Annotated in this window: 3 protein-coding genes; all 3 read left to right on the top strand. The window is 67.3% G+C overall.

Annotated elements, in window-relative coordinates; genetic code table 11:
* The first annotated feature begins 35 nt into the window (after positions 1-35).
* The 3 genes from QH168_RS05970 to QH168_RS05960 are packed head-to-tail and all read left to right on the top strand — an operon-like array spanning position 36 to position 18,216.
* Positions 36-14,735 carry a type I polyketide synthase gene (locus QH168_RS05970; RefSeq protein WP_280233452.1) on the top strand — a complete coding sequence of 4,900 codons (14,700 nt, stop codon included), beginning with the start codon at positions 36-38 and terminating at the stop codon, positions 14,733-14,735.
* Between the two features lie 17 nt (positions 14,736-14,752).
* On the top strand, positions 14,753-17,152 hold the full coding sequence (locus QH168_RS05965; protein WP_280233451.1) for a thioester reductase domain-containing protein: 2,400 nt from the start codon (positions 14,753-14,755) through the stop codon (positions 17,150-17,152).
* Positions 17,149-18,216, top strand: a complete 1,068-nt coding sequence (locus tag QH168_RS05960; RefSeq protein ID WP_280233449.1) for an alpha/beta hydrolase — start codon at positions 17,149-17,151, stop codon at positions 18,214-18,216. Before QH168_RS05965 ends, QH168_RS05960 begins: the two co-directional genes overlap by 4 nt.
* The last annotated feature ends 160 nt before the right edge of the window (positions 18,217-18,376 follow it).

Raw genomic sequence — 18,376 nt, 5'->3', positions numbered from 1 at the left:
GGAATGGTGTGAAGTACCGCTCGTTTCTTGATGTGGTGACCGACCGCGCGGCCGGCCAGCCGCGCGCCCTCGCCTATCGGTTTCTGGAGAATGGAGATGTCGACGGGCCGACGAGTGAGCTGACCTACGACCTGCTGGGTCGTCGTTCCCGCGCCATCGCCTCCTACCTGGACGATGCGGGATTGGCACACCGTCGGGCGCTGCTGCTGTACCCGCCGGGCCTTGATTTCATCTGCGGTTTCCTGGGCTGCTTGGCGGGCGCGGTGGTCGCCGTCCCGGCCCCCGTACCGCAGCCCCATGAACTCGATCGCGCGCTGCGGCGGCTGCGGGGCATGATCGCCGACGCCGATATTGACGCGGTTCTGTCCACGCGGCCCGTTATTGACGCAATATCTGCTGTGACACAACAGGTTCCGGAACTCCGGTCGTTGGTTTGGATCGCCACCGAGGAGATTCCGGACGATGCGGCGCAATCCTGGCGGGAACCGTTGTTGACGCCGGATTCCCTCGCGTTCCTGCAGTACACGTCCGGCTCCACCAGCACCCCGCGCGGTGTGATGATCACCCATGCCAACCTGCTGGACAACCAGCGAGCCATCGGTGAGGTGATGAACGATTCGCCCGAGCAGGTCGCGGACTGGGGCGGTGCGGCATCGTCGGTGAGTTGGCTGCCGATGTACCACGATATGGGGTTGATCGGCCCGGTCCTGCACACCGTCTATGTCGGAGCGACCACCGTGCTGATGTCACCGTTGCATTTTCTGCAACGGCCCCAGCGATGGCTGACGGCGGTGTCGGCGTACGGCGCACATACCAGCGGCGGTCCGAACTTCGGCTATGAGTTGAGCCTGCGTCGTGCGACACCCGAGTGGGTGGAATCCCTCGACCTGAGCAGGTGGGACGTGGCGTTCAACGGTGCCGAGCCGGTGCGCGCGGACACCTTGCGTCGCTTCGAGGAAGTCTTCGCCGGAGCCGGTTTCCGGGCCGAGGCATGGCAGCCGGTATACGGACTGGCCGAGGCCACATTGCTGGTATCGGGCACCCCGGCGGATCGGCCGCCGACATTGACCGGTCATCCCGACGTGGTGGGGAAGGTAGTCGGAGCCGGGTATCCGGCATCGGGGATCACTGTGGTGATCGCCGATGCCGAGCAGGCGACCGAACTCGGCCAGACGGAGATCGGCGAGATCTGGGTGGCGGGGGACAGTGTCGCCGAAGGCTATCTGGGAGATGACGTGAAGACCACGGAGACTTTCCGGGCGAGCCTCGACGACGGGCGCACCGGGTTCCTGCGCACCGGCGACCTCGGATTCATGTCCGACGGGGAACTCTTCATTACCGGGCGCAGCAAGGATCTGCTGGTCATCGATGGTAAGAACCATTATCCGCAGGATCTGGAGTGGACCGTGGAGGCGGCGCACAACAGCGTCCGGCGTGGTTGTGTAGCCGCGTTCGCGGTCGACGACGGCGCCGGCGAGCGGCCGGTCATCGTGGCGGAGGTGTCCACGACAGATTCCGCGGTGCTCATGGCCGTGGAGGATGCGGTGCGCGCATCGATCGGCGTCGATCACGGGCTGTCGGTGCGCGAGGTGGTGCTGATCGCACCGCGCACAATCCTCAAGACGAGCAGTGGCAAGATTCAGCGGCAGGCGTGCCGGCAGGCCTATATCGCGGGGGAATTGTCCATCGTGGCGGGCGTGAATTCCGCGCCGGAGCCCCGCCACGCCGAGAACGAGACGGTGCGCCGGAACGATGGCCTGGTGTCGTGGCTGGTAAAGAAGGTAGCCGCGGCCGCGGGGCTGGACGCGGCGCGGATCGACTCGGATCGGCCGCTGATGGAGTTCGGCCTCGGATCACGTGAGCTGGTGGAACTGACCGCCGAACTCTCGGGACGGGTAGGGCGGGAACTGGATCCGAGCCTGGTATTCGACTACCCGACGATCAACCTGCTCGCCGCCGCATTGGCCGACGACACCCGGGTGACTTCCGATTCCGGCCCAGTCGTATATGACGATGCGATCGCCGTGGTCTCAATGGCCTGCCGCTTCCCCGGAGGTGCGGACAGCCCGGAACGGTTGTGGCAGTTGCTGGTCGACGGTGCCGATGTAGTCTCCGATCCACCCACGGACCGTTGGCGTACCGACGGACTGCTGGACTCCGACCCGGCTGCCGCCGGTAAGGCCTACACTTTGCGCGGCGGATTCATCGAGGGTATCGACCTGTTTGATGCCGAGTTCTTCGGGATCGGTCCGAATGAAGCTGCCGCGATGGATCCCCAGCAACGACTGCTCCTGCAGGCGAGCTGGGAGGCGATCGAACGCTCCGGCCGCGACCCGCGGGAGTTGAACGGCACCGCGACAGGTGTCTACCTCGGGCTCTACGGCAGCGGTTACCTGGCCGATGCGAGTCTGGAACAGTTGAACGGATACATCGGCACCGGTACCGCGACCAGCGTCGCTTCCGGGCGCATCTCCTACACGCTCGGTTTGCGCGGACCGGCCGTCACGGTCGATACGGCATGCTCCTCGTCACTGGTCGCAGTACATCTGGCGGTGCAGGCGCTGCGGGTCGGCGACTGTGACCAGGCATTGGCCGGTGGTGCGACACTGCTGGTCTCGCCGAGCTCGCATGTCGAATTCAGCAGGCTCGGCGTGTTGTCGAGCAGCGGCCGGTGTGCGCCTTTCGGCGCGGACGCCGACGGCGCGGTCTGGTCCGAGGGCTGCGGCATGATCATGCTGAAACGCCTGGACGACGCGGTGCGTGACGGTGATCCGGTGCTGGCAGTCATCCGTGGGTCAGCTATCAACCAGGACGGCCGGAGCCAGGGGCTGAGCGCGCCGAACGGGCCTGCCCAGGAGCAGGTGGTGCATACGGCGTTGCGGGCCGCGGACCTGACGCCCGGCGATATCGACTACGTGGAGGCGCACGGTACAGGAACCCCCCTCGGTGATCCGATCGAAGCGCGGGCCTTGGCCCGGGTTTTCGGACCTGATCGAGATTCCGGGCAGCCAGTGGGGATCGGCTCGCTGAAATCCAATCTCGGACACACCCAGGCCGCCGCGGGTATCGCGGGTGTGATCAAGATCGTGCTGTCGCTACGGAACGAACTGGTACCGGCATCGCTGCATGCCGACACCGTGAGCACGCACGTCGACTGGGACAACGCCGGTGTCCGGGTGCAGAATCGGCCGATGCCGTGGTTGCCCGGCCGCCGGATCCGGCGGGCCGGCGTCAGTGCGTTCGGAATCAGTGGTACCAATGCCCACGTCGTCCTGGAGGAAGCGCCCGCCGCGGAACTTCCCGAACCTGTCGGGCCGGTGCCGAGGTTGTATCCGGTGTCGGCCCGCTCCGCAGCGTCGTTGCGCGGCCAGGCCGCCCGGCTGCACGCCCTGGTCGAGGGCGACCCGCAGCTGTCACTGCCGGCACTGGCCCGGTCCCTTGCCGTCGAGCGGACGCATTTCGAGCAGCGGGCGGTGGTCACTGCCCGGAATCGGGACGAATTACTCGCCGGACTGAGTGCGATCGCTGCCGATCGGTCGAGTGCACAGGTCGTGACGGGATCGAGCCCGGTGTCGATGGCACCGAAGCTGGCGTTCCTGCGTACCGGGCACGACAGCAACGCGGCCACGGCCGAACGTACCTGGCGAGACCACGGCGTGGTTGCCGATGCGGTCGTCGATGTCACGGAGTCGGTGGCCAGCACGGTGGAGCGCCTGACACTGGACGGCTACCGATACTTTGTCGAGTTGGGCGCCACGGCGCAGTGCGCTGTCGCCGGCGCTGTGGTGGTGGGTACGCCGGATATGGATCGCGGGCTCGCCGAGCTGTATGCGAACGGTGCGAGGATCGATTGGACGCGGCTGGTTTCCTCGGCCGGCCGGGTCGATCTGCCCACCTATGCCTTTCAGCGCAAACGCTACTGGCTGGAACCCGCGGAACGGGTCGCCGCCACCGGGCAGACTCTGGCGGCTTATCCGCTGTCGGCACCGGACTACACCGCACTCCGCGATGTAGCGGCCCGGCTGGTGCGCACTCTGGAAACGGACCGGCAGTTCGACCTGACCGCTCTCGCGCGCTCGCTGGCGCGGGGCGTGCACGCCGAGTACCGCGCTGTGGTCGTGGCGCGCGATCGCGGTCGGCTGCTCACCGCGCTGAATGGGCTGGTCGACGACCAGCCCACTCCCGGACTTGTGCAGACGTACAGCACCGTCGATCGCGGCAAACTGGCGTTCGTGTTTCCCGGGCAGGGTGCGCAATGGGTCGGGATGGCCCGCGATCTGCTCGTCGAATCCCCGGTGTTCCGCGCGGAATTCGACCGCTGTGATACCGCACTGCGCCCGCTCACCGGCTGGTCGGCGCGGGCGGCGCTGTGCGGGGCGGACGAGGCGCCGTCGCTGGAAGATCTGCTCGACCGGGAGGAGATCATCCAGCCGGTGCTGTTCGCGGTGATGGTGTCACTCGCCGCGGTCTGGCGCGCCCACGGTATCGAACCCGACGCCGTGGTCGGCCACAGTCAGGGCGAGATCGCGGCGGCCTGCGTCGCGGGTGCATTGACCCTGGCCGATGCGGCCGCTGTGGTGGTCCTGCGTAGTCAGGCCATGGCGGTCCATGACGCCGCCGGCCTCATGGCGGTGGTCGGATTGCCTTGCGATACGGTCGAATCGCGGCTGACTGCCGCGGCGGGCCAGGTGTCGGTCGCCGCGGTCAACAGTGGGCGCGCGACGGTCGTCGCCGGGGAGCCGGAACCGTTGCAGGCGCTCCTGGATGAGCTCGAGCAAGAATCGGTGTTCACCCGTATCCTCCCGGTTCGCCGACCCTCGCACTGCCGGCAGGTGGAGCCGATCCGGGAGCGGTTGCTGGCCGATCTCGCCGGTATCGATCCGGGACTCAGCAACCTGACCTGGTACTCGACTGTGCTGGCAGAGCCGATCGGGGACCGGGTCCCTGATGCGGATTACTGGTACGGCAACCTACGCAACCCGGTCCGGTTCGCGGAGACCATCGAGTCGATGATGGCTGATGGATACCGCTATTTCGTCGAGATCGGAGTGCACCCGTCGCTGACCGCTGCCGTCGAGACGATCGCCGAGGATTGCGGGCGCCAGGTCATTGCGGTCGGATCGCTTCGGCGCGGTGAGCACGGTCCGAGCTGCCTGTACGAAGGGCTCGCCCAGTTGTATACCGGCGGACGGACTCTGGACTGGACGCGACTGGCGCCGGTCGACGGCCACAGCGAACCGCCCGCCGAACTCGGCCATCTGGGTCTTCACCGTACGGCGCATCCCTTACTGCACGTCATCGTGCCGCAGCACGTGTCGGGCGGCATACTGCTGGCCGGTGTATTGTCGCCGGCGAACGCCCCGTGGCTGGTGGACCACCGTGTCACGGCTGGTGACACTTGGACGTTGCTGCCGGGGGCGGGACTGGTGGAACTGGCCCTGTGTGCCGGCCAGGAGGCCGGCGCCACAGGCATCAGTGAACTGGTTCTGACTGCTCCGATGGTGATCCCGGAGCATCAGGGACTTGCGGTACATGTGAGCGTCGGCGAACCCGACAGTTCCGGTGAACGCAGTGTGTCGATCCACTCCAGGCCCGCCGACGACTCCGCCGTGCCGTGGACTCAGCACGCGCACGGCATGCTGTCCTCGTCGCCGCAGCCAGTTTCGCCGGTAGTGGAGTTCGGCGAGTGGCCGCCAGCGGCCGCCGAGCAGCTCGATATCGATGAGCTGTACCGCGAGCTCACTTCGCGCGGTTACATTTTCGGGCCAGCTTTCCGCGGATTACGGGCTGCCTGGCGGGCGGGTACGGAGGTGTTCGCGGAGGTCGGGGCGCCGGACTCGACTCTGCGCGATGCAGGACTTTTCGGTCTGCATCCGGCGCTGCTCGACGCCGCTATGCACGCTGTCGGATTCACCGGCGTCGAGGCGCAACCCGGCAGCGTGCTCTTCCCGTTCTCCTGGTCCGGGGTATCGTTGCGGACCGGAGGTTCGCCGGTGCTCCGGGTGCGGCTCAGCGTGATCGGCGATCGGCAGGTCCGCGCTGATTTCGCGGACATCTCGGGCAATCCGGTGGCGCATATTGATTCGTTCGCCGTTCGCGAGGTGCCAACGGACCGGTTGGCCGCTCTACTCACCGCGGCCCGGCCGGCGCCGCGCCGCGTCGTCGAACAACCGCGGATCGTCGCCCGCCTGGAAGGACTACCCGGGCCGGATCGGCGCCGGCTGCTCCTGTCGATCATCCGAGATCAGGCCGCCACGGTGCTGGGCCATGACGGTGGCCACGCGGTGGAACCCGAAGCAACATTCAAGGATCTCGGGTTCAACTCGCTGGGAGCTGTCGAACTCCGCGATCGGTTGCGTCAGATGACCGGGGTCGCACTGCCCGCCACTACCGTCTTCGACTATCCCACCCCGGACGGTCTCGCCGACCACCTCCTGGACACGCTCGAACTATCGAACGAGTCGTCGGCCGGCCACGAGGCGGCACGCGGAGCGCGGGGCACATCCGCCGACGACCCGGTCGTGGTCGTCGGAATCGGTTGTCGCTATCCCGGAGGGGTGGCGTCGATGGACGATCTGTGGGATCTAGTGGGGAACCGCGGCACGGTGCAGTCGCCGTTTCCGGACGACCGCGGCTGGGACCTGGACACCCTGTTCGATCCGGATCCCGATACGCCCGGTACAAGCTACACTCGCACCGGCGGATTCCTGGACACCGCCGCCGATTTCGACGCCAGCTTCTTCCGGATCAGCCCGCGGGAAGCCGCTGCTATGGATCCGCAGCAGCGGTTGATGCTGGAAGTTTCGTGGGAGGCCCTGGAACGCGCCGGGATAGATCCGAAAACATTGCGGGGCAGCGCGACCGGTGTCTACGCCGGAGTTTCCTATATCGATTACGTATCCCGGCTGGCTGGCCGGATACCGGCGGGCGCCGAGGCCTTCCTCGGCGAAAGCGGCACCAGCAGTGTCGTATCCGGTCGGGTGGCGTACACGCTCGGGTTGGAAGGGCCGGCGGTATCGGTGGATACCGCGTGCTCGTCTTCGCTGGTCGCCATGCACCTCGGGGTACAAGCGCTACGGGCCGGTGAATGTTCACTGGCGTTGGCCGGTGGTGTGACGGTGATGTCGACGCCCAATGTATTTGTCGGGTTCTCCCGTCAGCGCGGGCTCGCGCCCGACGGCCGGGTGAAGGCGTTCGCCGACGCTGCCGACGGTACCGGTTTCTCCGACGGCGCGGCCGTGGTGGTGCTGGAACGCTTGTCGGACGCAGTGCGCAACGGGCATCCGGTGCTCGCGGTCGTGCGCGGCTCGGCAGTCAACCAGGACGGTGCCAGCAATGGAATGGCCGCGCCAAACGGTCCGTCGCAGCGCCGGGTTATCACCCGGGCGCTGGCCGATGCGGGGCTCACTGCCGCCGAGGTCGACGCCGTGGAGGCACACGGCACCGGGACCACACTCGGCGACCCCATCGAAGCGCAGGCGCTGCTGGCCACCTACGGTCAGGGCCGGCCGGATGACCGACCACTCTGGCTGGGTTCGTTGAAGTCCAACCTCGGTCATACGCAGGCGGCGTCGGGGGTCGGCGGTGTCATCAAGATGGTGGCGTCGATGCGGCACCGAATCCTCCCCGCGACATTGCACGTGGACGCGCCCAGCACCCATGTCGATTGGTCGGCAGGCGCGGTGAAGCTGCTCACCGAGTCCCGTGAATGGCTGACCGTGGCCGGTCGTCCCCGTCGTGCGGGCGTCTCGTCGTTCGGGATCAGCGGCACCAATGTGCACGTCATTCTGGAGGAGCCGCCGGCTACCACATCGGCGGGACCGGCGGGCGAGCAGCCCGAAATGCAGGCACCCACAGATCTCGTGGCGCGTCCAACCGAATCGGCGGCCGTCCCTGCAACGCAACGATCCGCGGTGGTGTCCGAGCGACGGGCTGTCCTGCCGCTCGTGTTGTCGGGCGCGACGGACGATGCCTTGACTGCCCAGGCGGCGCGGCTACTCGAACATCTGGAGCGCCGGCCCGATCTGGATCCGGTGGACGTGGGCTGGTCGCTGGTGACCACCCGGTCGTCGTTCGATGCCCGCGCGGTGGTGTTGGGCACCGATCGCGACCGGCTCCTGTCCGGACTGCGGGCGCTGAGCGCCGGCGAGCCTTCCGACGACGTCGTCCGCGGTCGGCGTACCGGGGCCGGCGATCCTGTCTTCGTTTTCGCCGGCAACGGTTCGCAATGGCAGGGGATGGCGCTGGAACTGCTCGAGACCTCGCCGGTATTCGCCGACCGGTTACGCGAATGCGAGAAGGTACTACGTGAATTCGTCGACTGGTCGCTGCTCGAGGTACTCGATGGTGCCGCCGGCGCGCCCGAACTGGATCGGCTGGATGTGGTCCAGCCGGTGTTGTTCGCGGTGGCCATATCGTTGACGCGATTGTGGGAATCGCTGGGTGTGCGCCCGGCGGCGGTGATCGGCCATTCGCAGGCGGAGATCGCGGCCGCCTGCGTGGCGGGCGCCCTGACCCTGCGCGAGGCCGCGGGGCTGGTGGCGCGGCGCGGCCGGGCGCTGGCCGGGCTGGCGGGCTCCGGTGCTATGGCGACGGTGGCGAGCTCACCCGACCAGGTCCGTGAGCTGCTCGCGCCCTGGGAAGGCCGGCTCGAGATCGCCGCGATCAATGGGCCCGCGTCCACTGTCGTCTCCGGTGACCGCACAGCCATCGACGAACTGCTGGCCCGATGCGAGGCGGATAACATCTGGGGACGGCGTATTGCGGTCGACTACAGCTCGCATTCACATCACGTCGACACCGTTCGCGACGAGCTGGAACGGGCATTCGCCGGTACGAAGGCCGGCGCCGCGCCTGTCGCATTCTTCTCCACAATGCAGGGTGACCTGCTCGACACCACCGAACTCGACGCGGACTACTGGTATCGCAACGTTCGCGGGACGGTGCTGTTCGAACAGGCCGTGCGTGCCGCCTACCGGGCTGGGCACCGGACGTTCCTCGAAGTGGGCCCGCACCCGCTGCTCACCGTCGGTATCGAGGAAACTGTGCATGCGATGGACCGGGAGGCCGAGGTCTACATCGGCGCGACCGTGCTGCGCGGTGACGGTGGTCTGTCGCGGATGCTCACCTCGGCCGCCCAGCTACACGTTGCGGGCGTGACCGTGGACTGGTCCGGGTGCTATGCGGGCGCGCACCGTGTCGAATTGCCGACCTATGCCTTCCAGCGCACCCGTTTCTGGCTGGAACCCGAAGCTCCCGCCGGGTATTCGGGCGCGCTGGGCTGGGCCCGGACCGGGCACCCGCTCGTAGCCGCGGTGGTGCCGCAGCCCGAATCCGACCAGGTGGCGCTGATCGGTTCGCTCGCGGTGACATCGCTGCCCTGGCTCGCCGACCACGCGGTATCGGGGGCGATCCTGTTCCCGGGCTCCGGATTCATCGAACTGGCCGTCCGTGCTGGGGACGAAGTCGGTTGTGGCTCACTGCGCGAACTGATTCTGGAGGCGCCGCTGGTGCTGCCGGACCGGGGTGCAGTGCAGATCCAGGCTCTTGTCGGCGAGGCCCGAACCGCGGACGACCGGGTGATATCGATCTACTCCAGGCCCGAAGGCGATACCGGGCCGTGGCAACGGCACGCCCACGGCGTACTGTGCCCCACGGTGGCCTCGATGGGGACCGGTACGGCCGAGTCATTCGGTGTGTGGCCGCCCGACGGTGCCGTTCCCGTCGAATTCGACGATGCGTACGCGCGCCTGAACGCCCGGGGCTACGGGTACGGTCCGGCCTTTCAAGGTGTTCGTGAGGTGTGGCGGCGCGGTGCGGAAATCTTCGCCGATATCACCCTGCCCGAACCCGTGCACTCCGATGCGGGCGACTACTGCCTGCACCCCGCCTTGCTGGACGCCGCGCTGCACGCGATGCTGATCGCCGATGAAGACGGCGACCAGGTGTATCTGCCGCTGGTCTGGAACGATGTGACGGTTTCGGCGTCCGGTGCCACGTCGCTGCGGGTGCGGCTGCGCCGGTCGGGAACAGGCAGTGCCGGAAGTACTGGCGCCGGGGTGGCGCTGTCGCTGCTCGCCGTCGATCCCGTCGGCCGGCCGGTGGTGACGGCGTCCGTGGTCGGCCGGCCGGTGGCCGTCGACAAGCTGGCACCCGCGCCGCTGTCGAAGTCCGATGGCGACCTGTTCCGGGTCGAATGGCAGGCCGCTCGCCGCGCTGCGACACCGGACGCGTCCGCATCGATCATGGTCGTCGAAAGTATGGCAGGAACCACCGCGGGTGTCGTGCACGCAGCTACCCGCGAGATGCTGGCGACACTACAGGAGTGGCTGGAAGACAATCAGCACACCGAGACGACGCTGGTGGTGCATACGCGCGGTGCCGTGGCACTGCCCGGTGAGGATGTGGTCGATCTGGCCGGTGCCGCGGTCTGGGGTCTGGTGCGGTCGGCGCAGACGGAGAACCCGGGCCGGATCGTGCTGGTGGACACGGATGGCCCGCTCGATCTCGGCGCAGTCCGCGCCGTCGGCGAGCCGCAGCTGGTATTCCGTGGCGGGCAAGCCCAGGTGCCCCGGCTGCAGCGCGCGCCGATAACCGGGCCGGGGCCAGGGGGCCAGCTGCTGGAGGGCGGCTCGGTACTGGTCACCGGCGCATTCGGCGGTATCGGCTCGCTGATTGCGCGACATCTGGTGGACAAGCACGGAGTGAAGCGACTGCTGCTCGCCGGTCGGCGCGGGATGGCCTCCCCGGGCGCGCAGGAACTGTGCGCGGAATTGGTCGGACTCGGCGCCGAGGTGGACGCTGTGGCCTGTGATATCACCGATGCCGGGAGCGTCCGGGAACTGGTAGCACGCACCACACTGACCGGAGTCGTGCATATCGCCGGCGTCATCGATGACGGTACGGTCGGTTCGCTGACCCCCGACCGGCTGGCCGCGGTACTCGCCCCTAAAGTCGATGCCGCACTTCATCTGCACGAGGCGACGGCACACCTCGAACTGGCGCTGTTCGTGCTGTTCTCCTCGGTATCGGGTGTCGTGGGCGCCCCGGGCCAGGCGAATTACGCGGCGGCCAACAGCTTCCTGGACGCACTGGCCACCCATCGCGTCGCGCACGGTCTGCCCGGCCAATCGCTGGCTTGGGGGATGTGGGCCGTCGGTCTGGCGGATACTTTGCGCGGTGGCGATCGAGACCGGGCGCGCCGCGCCGGGGTCGCGGCGCTGGCACCGCAGGACGGAATGAAACTGTTCGACACGGCGATCGGACTGCCCGAGTCCATCCTGGTTCCGGCCCGCTTCGACGCCACCGTCCGTGTCGACACGGTGCCACCGCTGCTGCGGAGCCTGGTTCGGGGCGCTCCCAGACCGGCAGCCGCGACTGGGACAGTCGATCCTGACGCCGCCAGGCGGTTCGCTGATCGCCTGGCGCGAATGAGCGAAAACGAGGCTGTTGCCGCGGCATCTGACGTTGTTCGCGCACAAATCGCGGCGGTGCTGGGCCATAACCGGGCCGAGGACATCGATGCCGAACAGTCCTTCCAGACCCTAGGGTTCGATTCGCTGACCGTTGTCGAATTGCGGAACGGACTGCGTGCGGCGACCGGGGCCACCATCGCGGTGCAAGCGGTTTTCGACAATCCAACCCCGATATCGCTTGCGCGTCACCTCGTATCCGCCGTGGCCGGTGGAGAGATCCAGGGTGCGGCATCCACCGCGTCTGTAGAAACGCCCGAGGTCCAGTCCTACCCCGCGACGCGCGACATGATGCGATTGCTGCGCGCCGCGCAAGCGGGGGTTCCGGCGGCCGCACATGTCGTGTCGTCGGCGGTTCGGTTGCGCGTTGCGGTCACCGAACCCCAGCTGGTCGCCATGCTGCACCGGTTGGCCGGTCGGCATGCGGCACTACGCGCGGCAGTTGTGCCGAGCCTCGAGCATGGCCGGGGCCTGGCGGTGCGGCGCGAACCGGCGGGGGCGCTGTTGCGCGCGATCCGCGTCGACGATCTGAGCGATCACACGGTGGCCGACCGGCTGCGCTCCCTGTTCGAGCCGCCGTTCGACCTGGCAACCGGGCCGCTGTGGAGATTCGAACTGCTCGAATCCGATAGCGGGGAACAGGTTCTCCTCTACGGTGCCCATCACAGTGTGTCCGATATCGCGTCGATGCTCGTGGTAGCAGATGAGCTCGATTCAGAACTCGACCGCCGCCCGCCGGAAGCGGTGGTGTCGAATCAGGATATCGACGACCTCATCGCGGCCCAGCAGCATCGGCCGGCCGCCAGCGGAAACGCCGACCGGCGTGCGGAATTCGCGGGAAGCCAGCGGCTCGAACTGACCTTGGCCCATCCCCGTCCGGCGATCAGGTCCTATCGTTGCGGGACGCTGGCACTGGACCTCCCCGCAGGGCTGTTGGACCGGGTGGGGGAACGAGCCCGCGAGCTGGACATCACCCCGGCCGCATTCTTTCTCGGCGCCTTGACGATTCTGCTGGCTCGACGCCGAGGCGTCGGCAAATTCGTCGTCGCGGTCCCGGTGGATACCCGGATCTATGGTGACGCGGAGCGCGCTATCGGCTACTTCGGTGTGCCGATGCCATATCCGGCGAGCGTCCACCCCGGGGACGCGGCCGCCGATGTGCTGGACCGCACAGGTTCCGGGCTGCGTGCGCTGCTCGCCCAGGGTCTCGGATTCTCCGACGTGTTGGCCTTGCTCGCGGCCGAAGGGCTGTACCGGGACAACGCGCCGATGGTAGAGGTCTACTTCAATTTCCTGCGATCCGGTTCCGGGCTCCGGAATCTGGAGCTGTTGCCGGCCACCAGTGGCTATACCGACCTCGATCTGATGGTGACGGTGATGGCCGATCTCGGCCGCATCGGCATCACCTTCAACCGAGATATCCTCGATGAGCGGGCCTGTGCCGACCTCGGCGCGCAATACCTCGACCTCCTTGCAGATATCGCCCGCACCCCAGATCAGCCGGCAGTGCCGCAGCCCACCACCGCGGTTCCGGCCGGGGCTACCGGATCGGCGTCGGCGGCCCTACAGCCTGCTGCGGCTTCTGGTGGTGAAATAGATTCGTCCGCGACATATTCCGAACTCTCTCAACACGGTGTCGGCGGGCCGGCGGTCTCGGCGGCGAGCCGCCTGGAGATCGGAACCGACAAGAGCTGCACCACCCCGGTTGTCGCGCTGGCCGCAACGTTTGCGCTGGGCTCGCTGCCACAGCTGTGCGGGCTCGTATTCGACGGTGCCGCGGTTGCCGAGGCGCCGTACCACCACGTGCTGACAGGGTTGCGTGATCCCGCCGGAGTCTTCTTTACACCCTCGACAACCGCCGGTGTCGTGTTGGTGCGTGCAGCCGATCTACCGCGATTCGGCCCGATCGATGACGAACTGCTGACCGAGCTCGGCGTCGAGTACCTGGCCGCAATCCGGTCGGTCGCCGAGCGGACCCGGCACCCGCTGGTCGTCGGATTCCTTCCGGCGCGTGCGCCCGAGGACCGTCTGGTCCGCTGGGAGCGGCAGCTGTCCGATGCTCTGCGAGAGCTACCAGGCGTTGCCGTAATCGGTGCGGACGAGTGGACCGCGGGTCACGACGTCGATGAGTGGTTCGACGCGCACACCGAGGACCTCGCTCATCTTCCGTTCACTCCGGAATTCCAAGCGGCGGTGGCATTGAAGCTCGCCGATGTCCTCGCCACTCTCACCGCACGGCCGCCGAAGGTGATCGCGGTGGACGGTGACGAGACGCTGTGGGGTGGTGTCGCCGCCGAGGCGGGTCCCGAGCACGTCGAGCTCGCTGGGCCACGAGCCCGGTTGGCCCGGCGATTGCTGCAATGGCGTGCCGCGGGTGTGCTGCTGGTGCTGGTCAGCAACAATGACGATGCGATCGTCCGGGCGGTGTTGGAGCGGCCGGACTCGGTATTGCACGCGGAGCATTTCCACGTGATCTCCACGGGTTGGCGTCCCAAGTCCGAGCGAATCGCCGCGGCCGCCCGGGAATTGGGGCTCGGGCTCGATAGTTTTGTCTTCCTCGACGACAATCCTGTCGAACTTGCCCGGATGCGGGATGCTCTGCCCGAAGTACTGAGCGTGACCTGCCCCCCGGCTGGCGAGCTGGATGCATTCTTGGCTCGGCTTTGGCCGTTGGTGCCGGTCGCTACGACGGCCGAGGACGCCACCCGCACGCAGTACTACACCCAGGAACGCGACCGGGCGGCGGCGCGCAGTCGCACAGAGTTCGGCGAGTTCCTGGCTCAGCTCGAACTCGCGGTCGATATCGCGGAACTGGACGATGAGAACGTCGAGCGCGCCGCCCAGCTCATCCGGCGCACCAACCAGTTCGCGTTGCACAAGGCCGCGGACACCGAGCTCGATCAATGGCGTCGTGACGGAGAGGTGTGGACGGCCACCGCCCGCGACCGCTTCGGTGACTACGGCCGCATCGGGGTACTGGCCGTGGTTGTCGACGGCGAAACTATTCAGGTTCTGGGCTGGCATCTGAGCTGCCGTGCCCTCGGCCGCGGCGTGGAGGAACGGCTGCTCGGCCACCTCGCCGACCGGGCCGAAGCCGCGGGCTGCGCTGGGGTGCGCTTCGTCGTGCAGAACACCGGCCGCAACCTTCCCGCCCGCCGTCTGATCGCGACCCTCGCCGGCCGGCCAGGTGATATCGACGAGCCGGCGCTCGACATCACGATGTCGCCGGAACACTTACGGTCGTTCCGATCGTGGGAGCACTGAGTATGAAAGGATTTTCCGTGGATCCACGGTCACGTACAGAGTTCGTCGAAACCGGTGCCCGCGGTGGGCTCAGCGTCGCCGAACTGCTCGCCCGCGCCCGCGGCGCGGGGGCCGCGAAACCGGCGGCCGGTGCCGAGTCCGTGGCCGACGCCGCATCGCCGGCCACTGTCGACACCGGCACTGGGCAGTTGGCGCGTGCTGATCCTCGGGGCCCTGGTGACCCCGCCACCACCGAGTCGGTGCCGGAGGCGCCCGCAGATGCCGAGCCGGTGGCCGCCGATCGGTCGCCGGCGATTCCCGAGCCGGCGGTCGGCTCCGCGGCGCCCGGTGAACGGGATGTCGATCGGTTGGCTGCTGCCATGACCGCGATCGCGAACCGGTTCTTGGCCGACCCCATAGACGCCGATACCGATTTCTTCGACGGCGGAGGCAAGTCCGTGGACGCTGTCGGCCTGGTCGCGGCCATCGCCCGCGAACTCGAGGTCGAGCTCAGCCTCGACGACGTGTTCGCTGATGCTCGTCCGCGCCGGCTGGCCAAGGGCTGGCTGACCACGTACGGGGTGGACGCGGCTGCCGGCCGTCCGGCAGCCGCGTCAGCCACCACCCGCGGCGACGAGGATCTCCGCCGGATCGTTGCCGATATCGCTGGCGCCGACAACCTCCCGTGGGTCGGCGCACCGGAGAAGGTCGCGCCGCGCCGAATCCTGCTGACCGGAGCGACCGGCTTCCTCGGTAGTCACGTGCTGCTGGATCTGTTGCGGCACAGCGACGCGCATGTTGCCTGCCTGGTCCGCGCGGACGACGATGCGGCTGCCGTGCAACGATTGGGTGCTGCACTGGCGAGCTTCCAGCTGCCCTGGTCCGCGGAGGTGCGTCGCCGGGTCACGGTGCTGGCGGGTGATATTCGCAAACCACGGCTGGGGTTGTCCGAGGAGAACTGGAACACGCTGGCCGAAGAGGCGGACGCCATTGTCAACGTCGCGGCGGCCGTCGACTTCCTGCGCGGCTACTCTTCACTGCGGCAGAGCAATGTGCTCGGACCGCTCACCCTCGCCGAACTAGCGGCCACCGGAAGAAGTAAGCCGCTGCACCATATTTCGTCGGTGGCGGTATTCAACGAGCTCGGTATCGAGTCGATGGGCGAGGACGATCCGGTCGCGCATATCGACAAATTGGTGGCCGGATACGACCAGTCCAAATGGGCTGCCGAGGCCGCCTTGCGCCGTGCCCGGGAACACGGTGTGGTGGTCACCTTCCTGCGTCCCGGCGGTATCGGCGGTAACACGCATACCGGTGCGCACAACCCGCGCGATCTGAGCACCGCGTTCAGCGGCGCGTTCACCCGGTTCCGCACCGCGCCCGCGTTCACCTATCTGAATGCCGCGCCGGTCGACTGGGTCAGCCGGATCACAGCGGCCGTCGTCTGCGACCCGGACGCGTGGGGGTACAACTACCACTTGACCGGCGTCCCCAGCACGCTCGACGATGTGGTGAGCCAGATGTCGCTCGCCGGTATGGGGTTACGGGTACAACCCTGGGAACAGTGGCGTTCAGAAACAGTGCAGCGCATAAAATCCGAGCCGGTGCCCGAGCTGGCTTTCCTGGCCCGTGTCCTGGAAAGTCCGACGGCCCGGCAGCTGTGCGAGGCCTCGGTGAATGTTCCCGCAGCCACCTGTGAGCGCACCCGTGCGTTCGTCGCCCGGCACGGGCTGCCACCGGTGCAGCGCCACGATGCGCGGGCACAGCAGGCGACCATCGAGCGCCTGGCAGCCACCGGTGTCGCAGTTCTGCCGAGCCCCGCGGATTCGCCGCACCTGTGGTTCCCGGAAACCCTGGAGGGCACGGTCGGCGACGATCGGTGCACCATGTCGCTGACCCTGTCCATTGCCAGCAACTACCAGATCATGAACGAGCGCCGTGTCGATGTAGGTGGTGAAATAATCTGTCCGGCAATCCATTCAGAGCCGCTGATAGTGGTTTCGGGTGATATGTGGGTCCGGCCACAGGCCGGTATTCCGCGTCAGCACGGCCTGCGGCATCCGTTGCTGCGCTATCGGCTTCGGCTGCGTGATGTCGACGGAAAATTCTGGTGGCTGGAGGGGCAGAAAACGGCCCGCCCCCGGCGTGACTGGTGGCGGCAGACCCGAGCGCTGGCCGTCGAGATCGGCCGCGACGGCGAACCGACCCTCGCGAGCGGCGAGGTCGTCGTGCCTTCCCACAGCTATGTGCCGGACCAGGTCGACGGTTTGCGCACCAACCCGGAACTCACCGACCGCGAGCAGCGGACGGCCAAACTTGTCTGGTTCGGCTGGCTGTACTCCCAAATGAGCCTCGGGCTCGCCGAACCCGCGTTGCGCGCCCTTGCTGAACTACTCGACCTGCTGCCCGGCAAGCGAATGAAGGAACTCGACCGATGACCCTGTTTCCAGTAGCCGATCGGCAGCGACTCGGAGAAATCCCGTTCCGCGCCGGAGACGGTACCCGGCTTCTGTTGCGTCGTGTAGACACCGGTGATCCGACACGTCCTGCGGTACTGCTGCTACACGGCCATGCGGCATCGTCAGAGATGTTCCTGCTGCCCGAAATCCGCAATCTGGCCGATGTGCTGGTGGACGCCGGATACGAACCGTGGCTGCTGGATTGGCGCGGTAGTTCCCGACTGCCGTACAACGAATCCGGTGCGCGATTCACCTACGATGACGTCGCCCTGTACGATATACCCGACGCTGTCGCGCAGATCCGAGGCGTAATCGGCGAGCGCCCGCTCTATATCGTCGCCCAGTGCATCGGCGCGCTCACCCTCTCCATGAGCCTCGCGGCAGGCCTGCTGCCCGGCCTGGCAGGTGTCGTCGCCCAGGGCGTTTTTCTCACACCGAAGATGAGTGGATCCTCCCGGCTGCGGGTGGCACTGGGTGGTGAACTGCTGCGGAGCCGGGTCAACCACATTCCGGCCGACTTTCGCAAGGTCGGTCTGTGGTCGCGGTACACCCCGCTGTTCGCTGCGATGTCGCGCCGCGGTGACTGCGCCGACCCGACGTGCCGTCTGGTCCACAGGAACTGGGGGTTGGGCGGTGAGTTGTTCCTGCACCGTAATCTCGATCCCCGTACCCATGATCGGCTGGCCGATCTGCTAGGCCCTGTCCCGCTGTGGATAATGCCGCATATGCGCCGGATCGAACTGGCGCATACCGTGGTTCGCTGGCACGAACGCGACGACCGTTACCGGGCGTTACCCGAGAATGCCCTCGACCATGCCGACCGGATCGACTGCCCGGTGCTGCTGATGTCCGGCAGTGACAACAAGTTCTGGTACGACTCCAATCGTCTCTGCCATGAGGTGCTCACCGCCCGTCACCCCGAACTCGAGGTCGACTACGTCGAAATCCCCGGTTACGGGCATCTGGATACCTTTATAGGCCGCGGCGCCGCCCTCGATGTTTTCGGCCATATCCTCGAATTTCTGGATACTCACCGCGGGTAGTCACCGGAATCGGGCCCGTGGACACCCGGGGCGACGCGAGCCGGCCGTAGGTGCCGGAGCCTGGTGCGCCGGTCCGAGAAATGAAAGCCCTCGTCAAACCCTGGGGGACCGGTGCAGGGCTGACGAGCCACTCGAGTTGTGTCAGCTCCGCCTCGGCTCG

This window comes from Nocardia cyriacigeorgica (assembly GCF_029868385.1).
Lineage (GTDB): Bacteria > Actinomycetota > Actinomycetes > Mycobacteriales > Mycobacteriaceae > Nocardia > Nocardia cyriacigeorgica_F.
The sequence above is the reverse complement of the archived record's forward strand: the minus strand, read 5'-3'. Positions and strand labels throughout refer to the sequence as shown.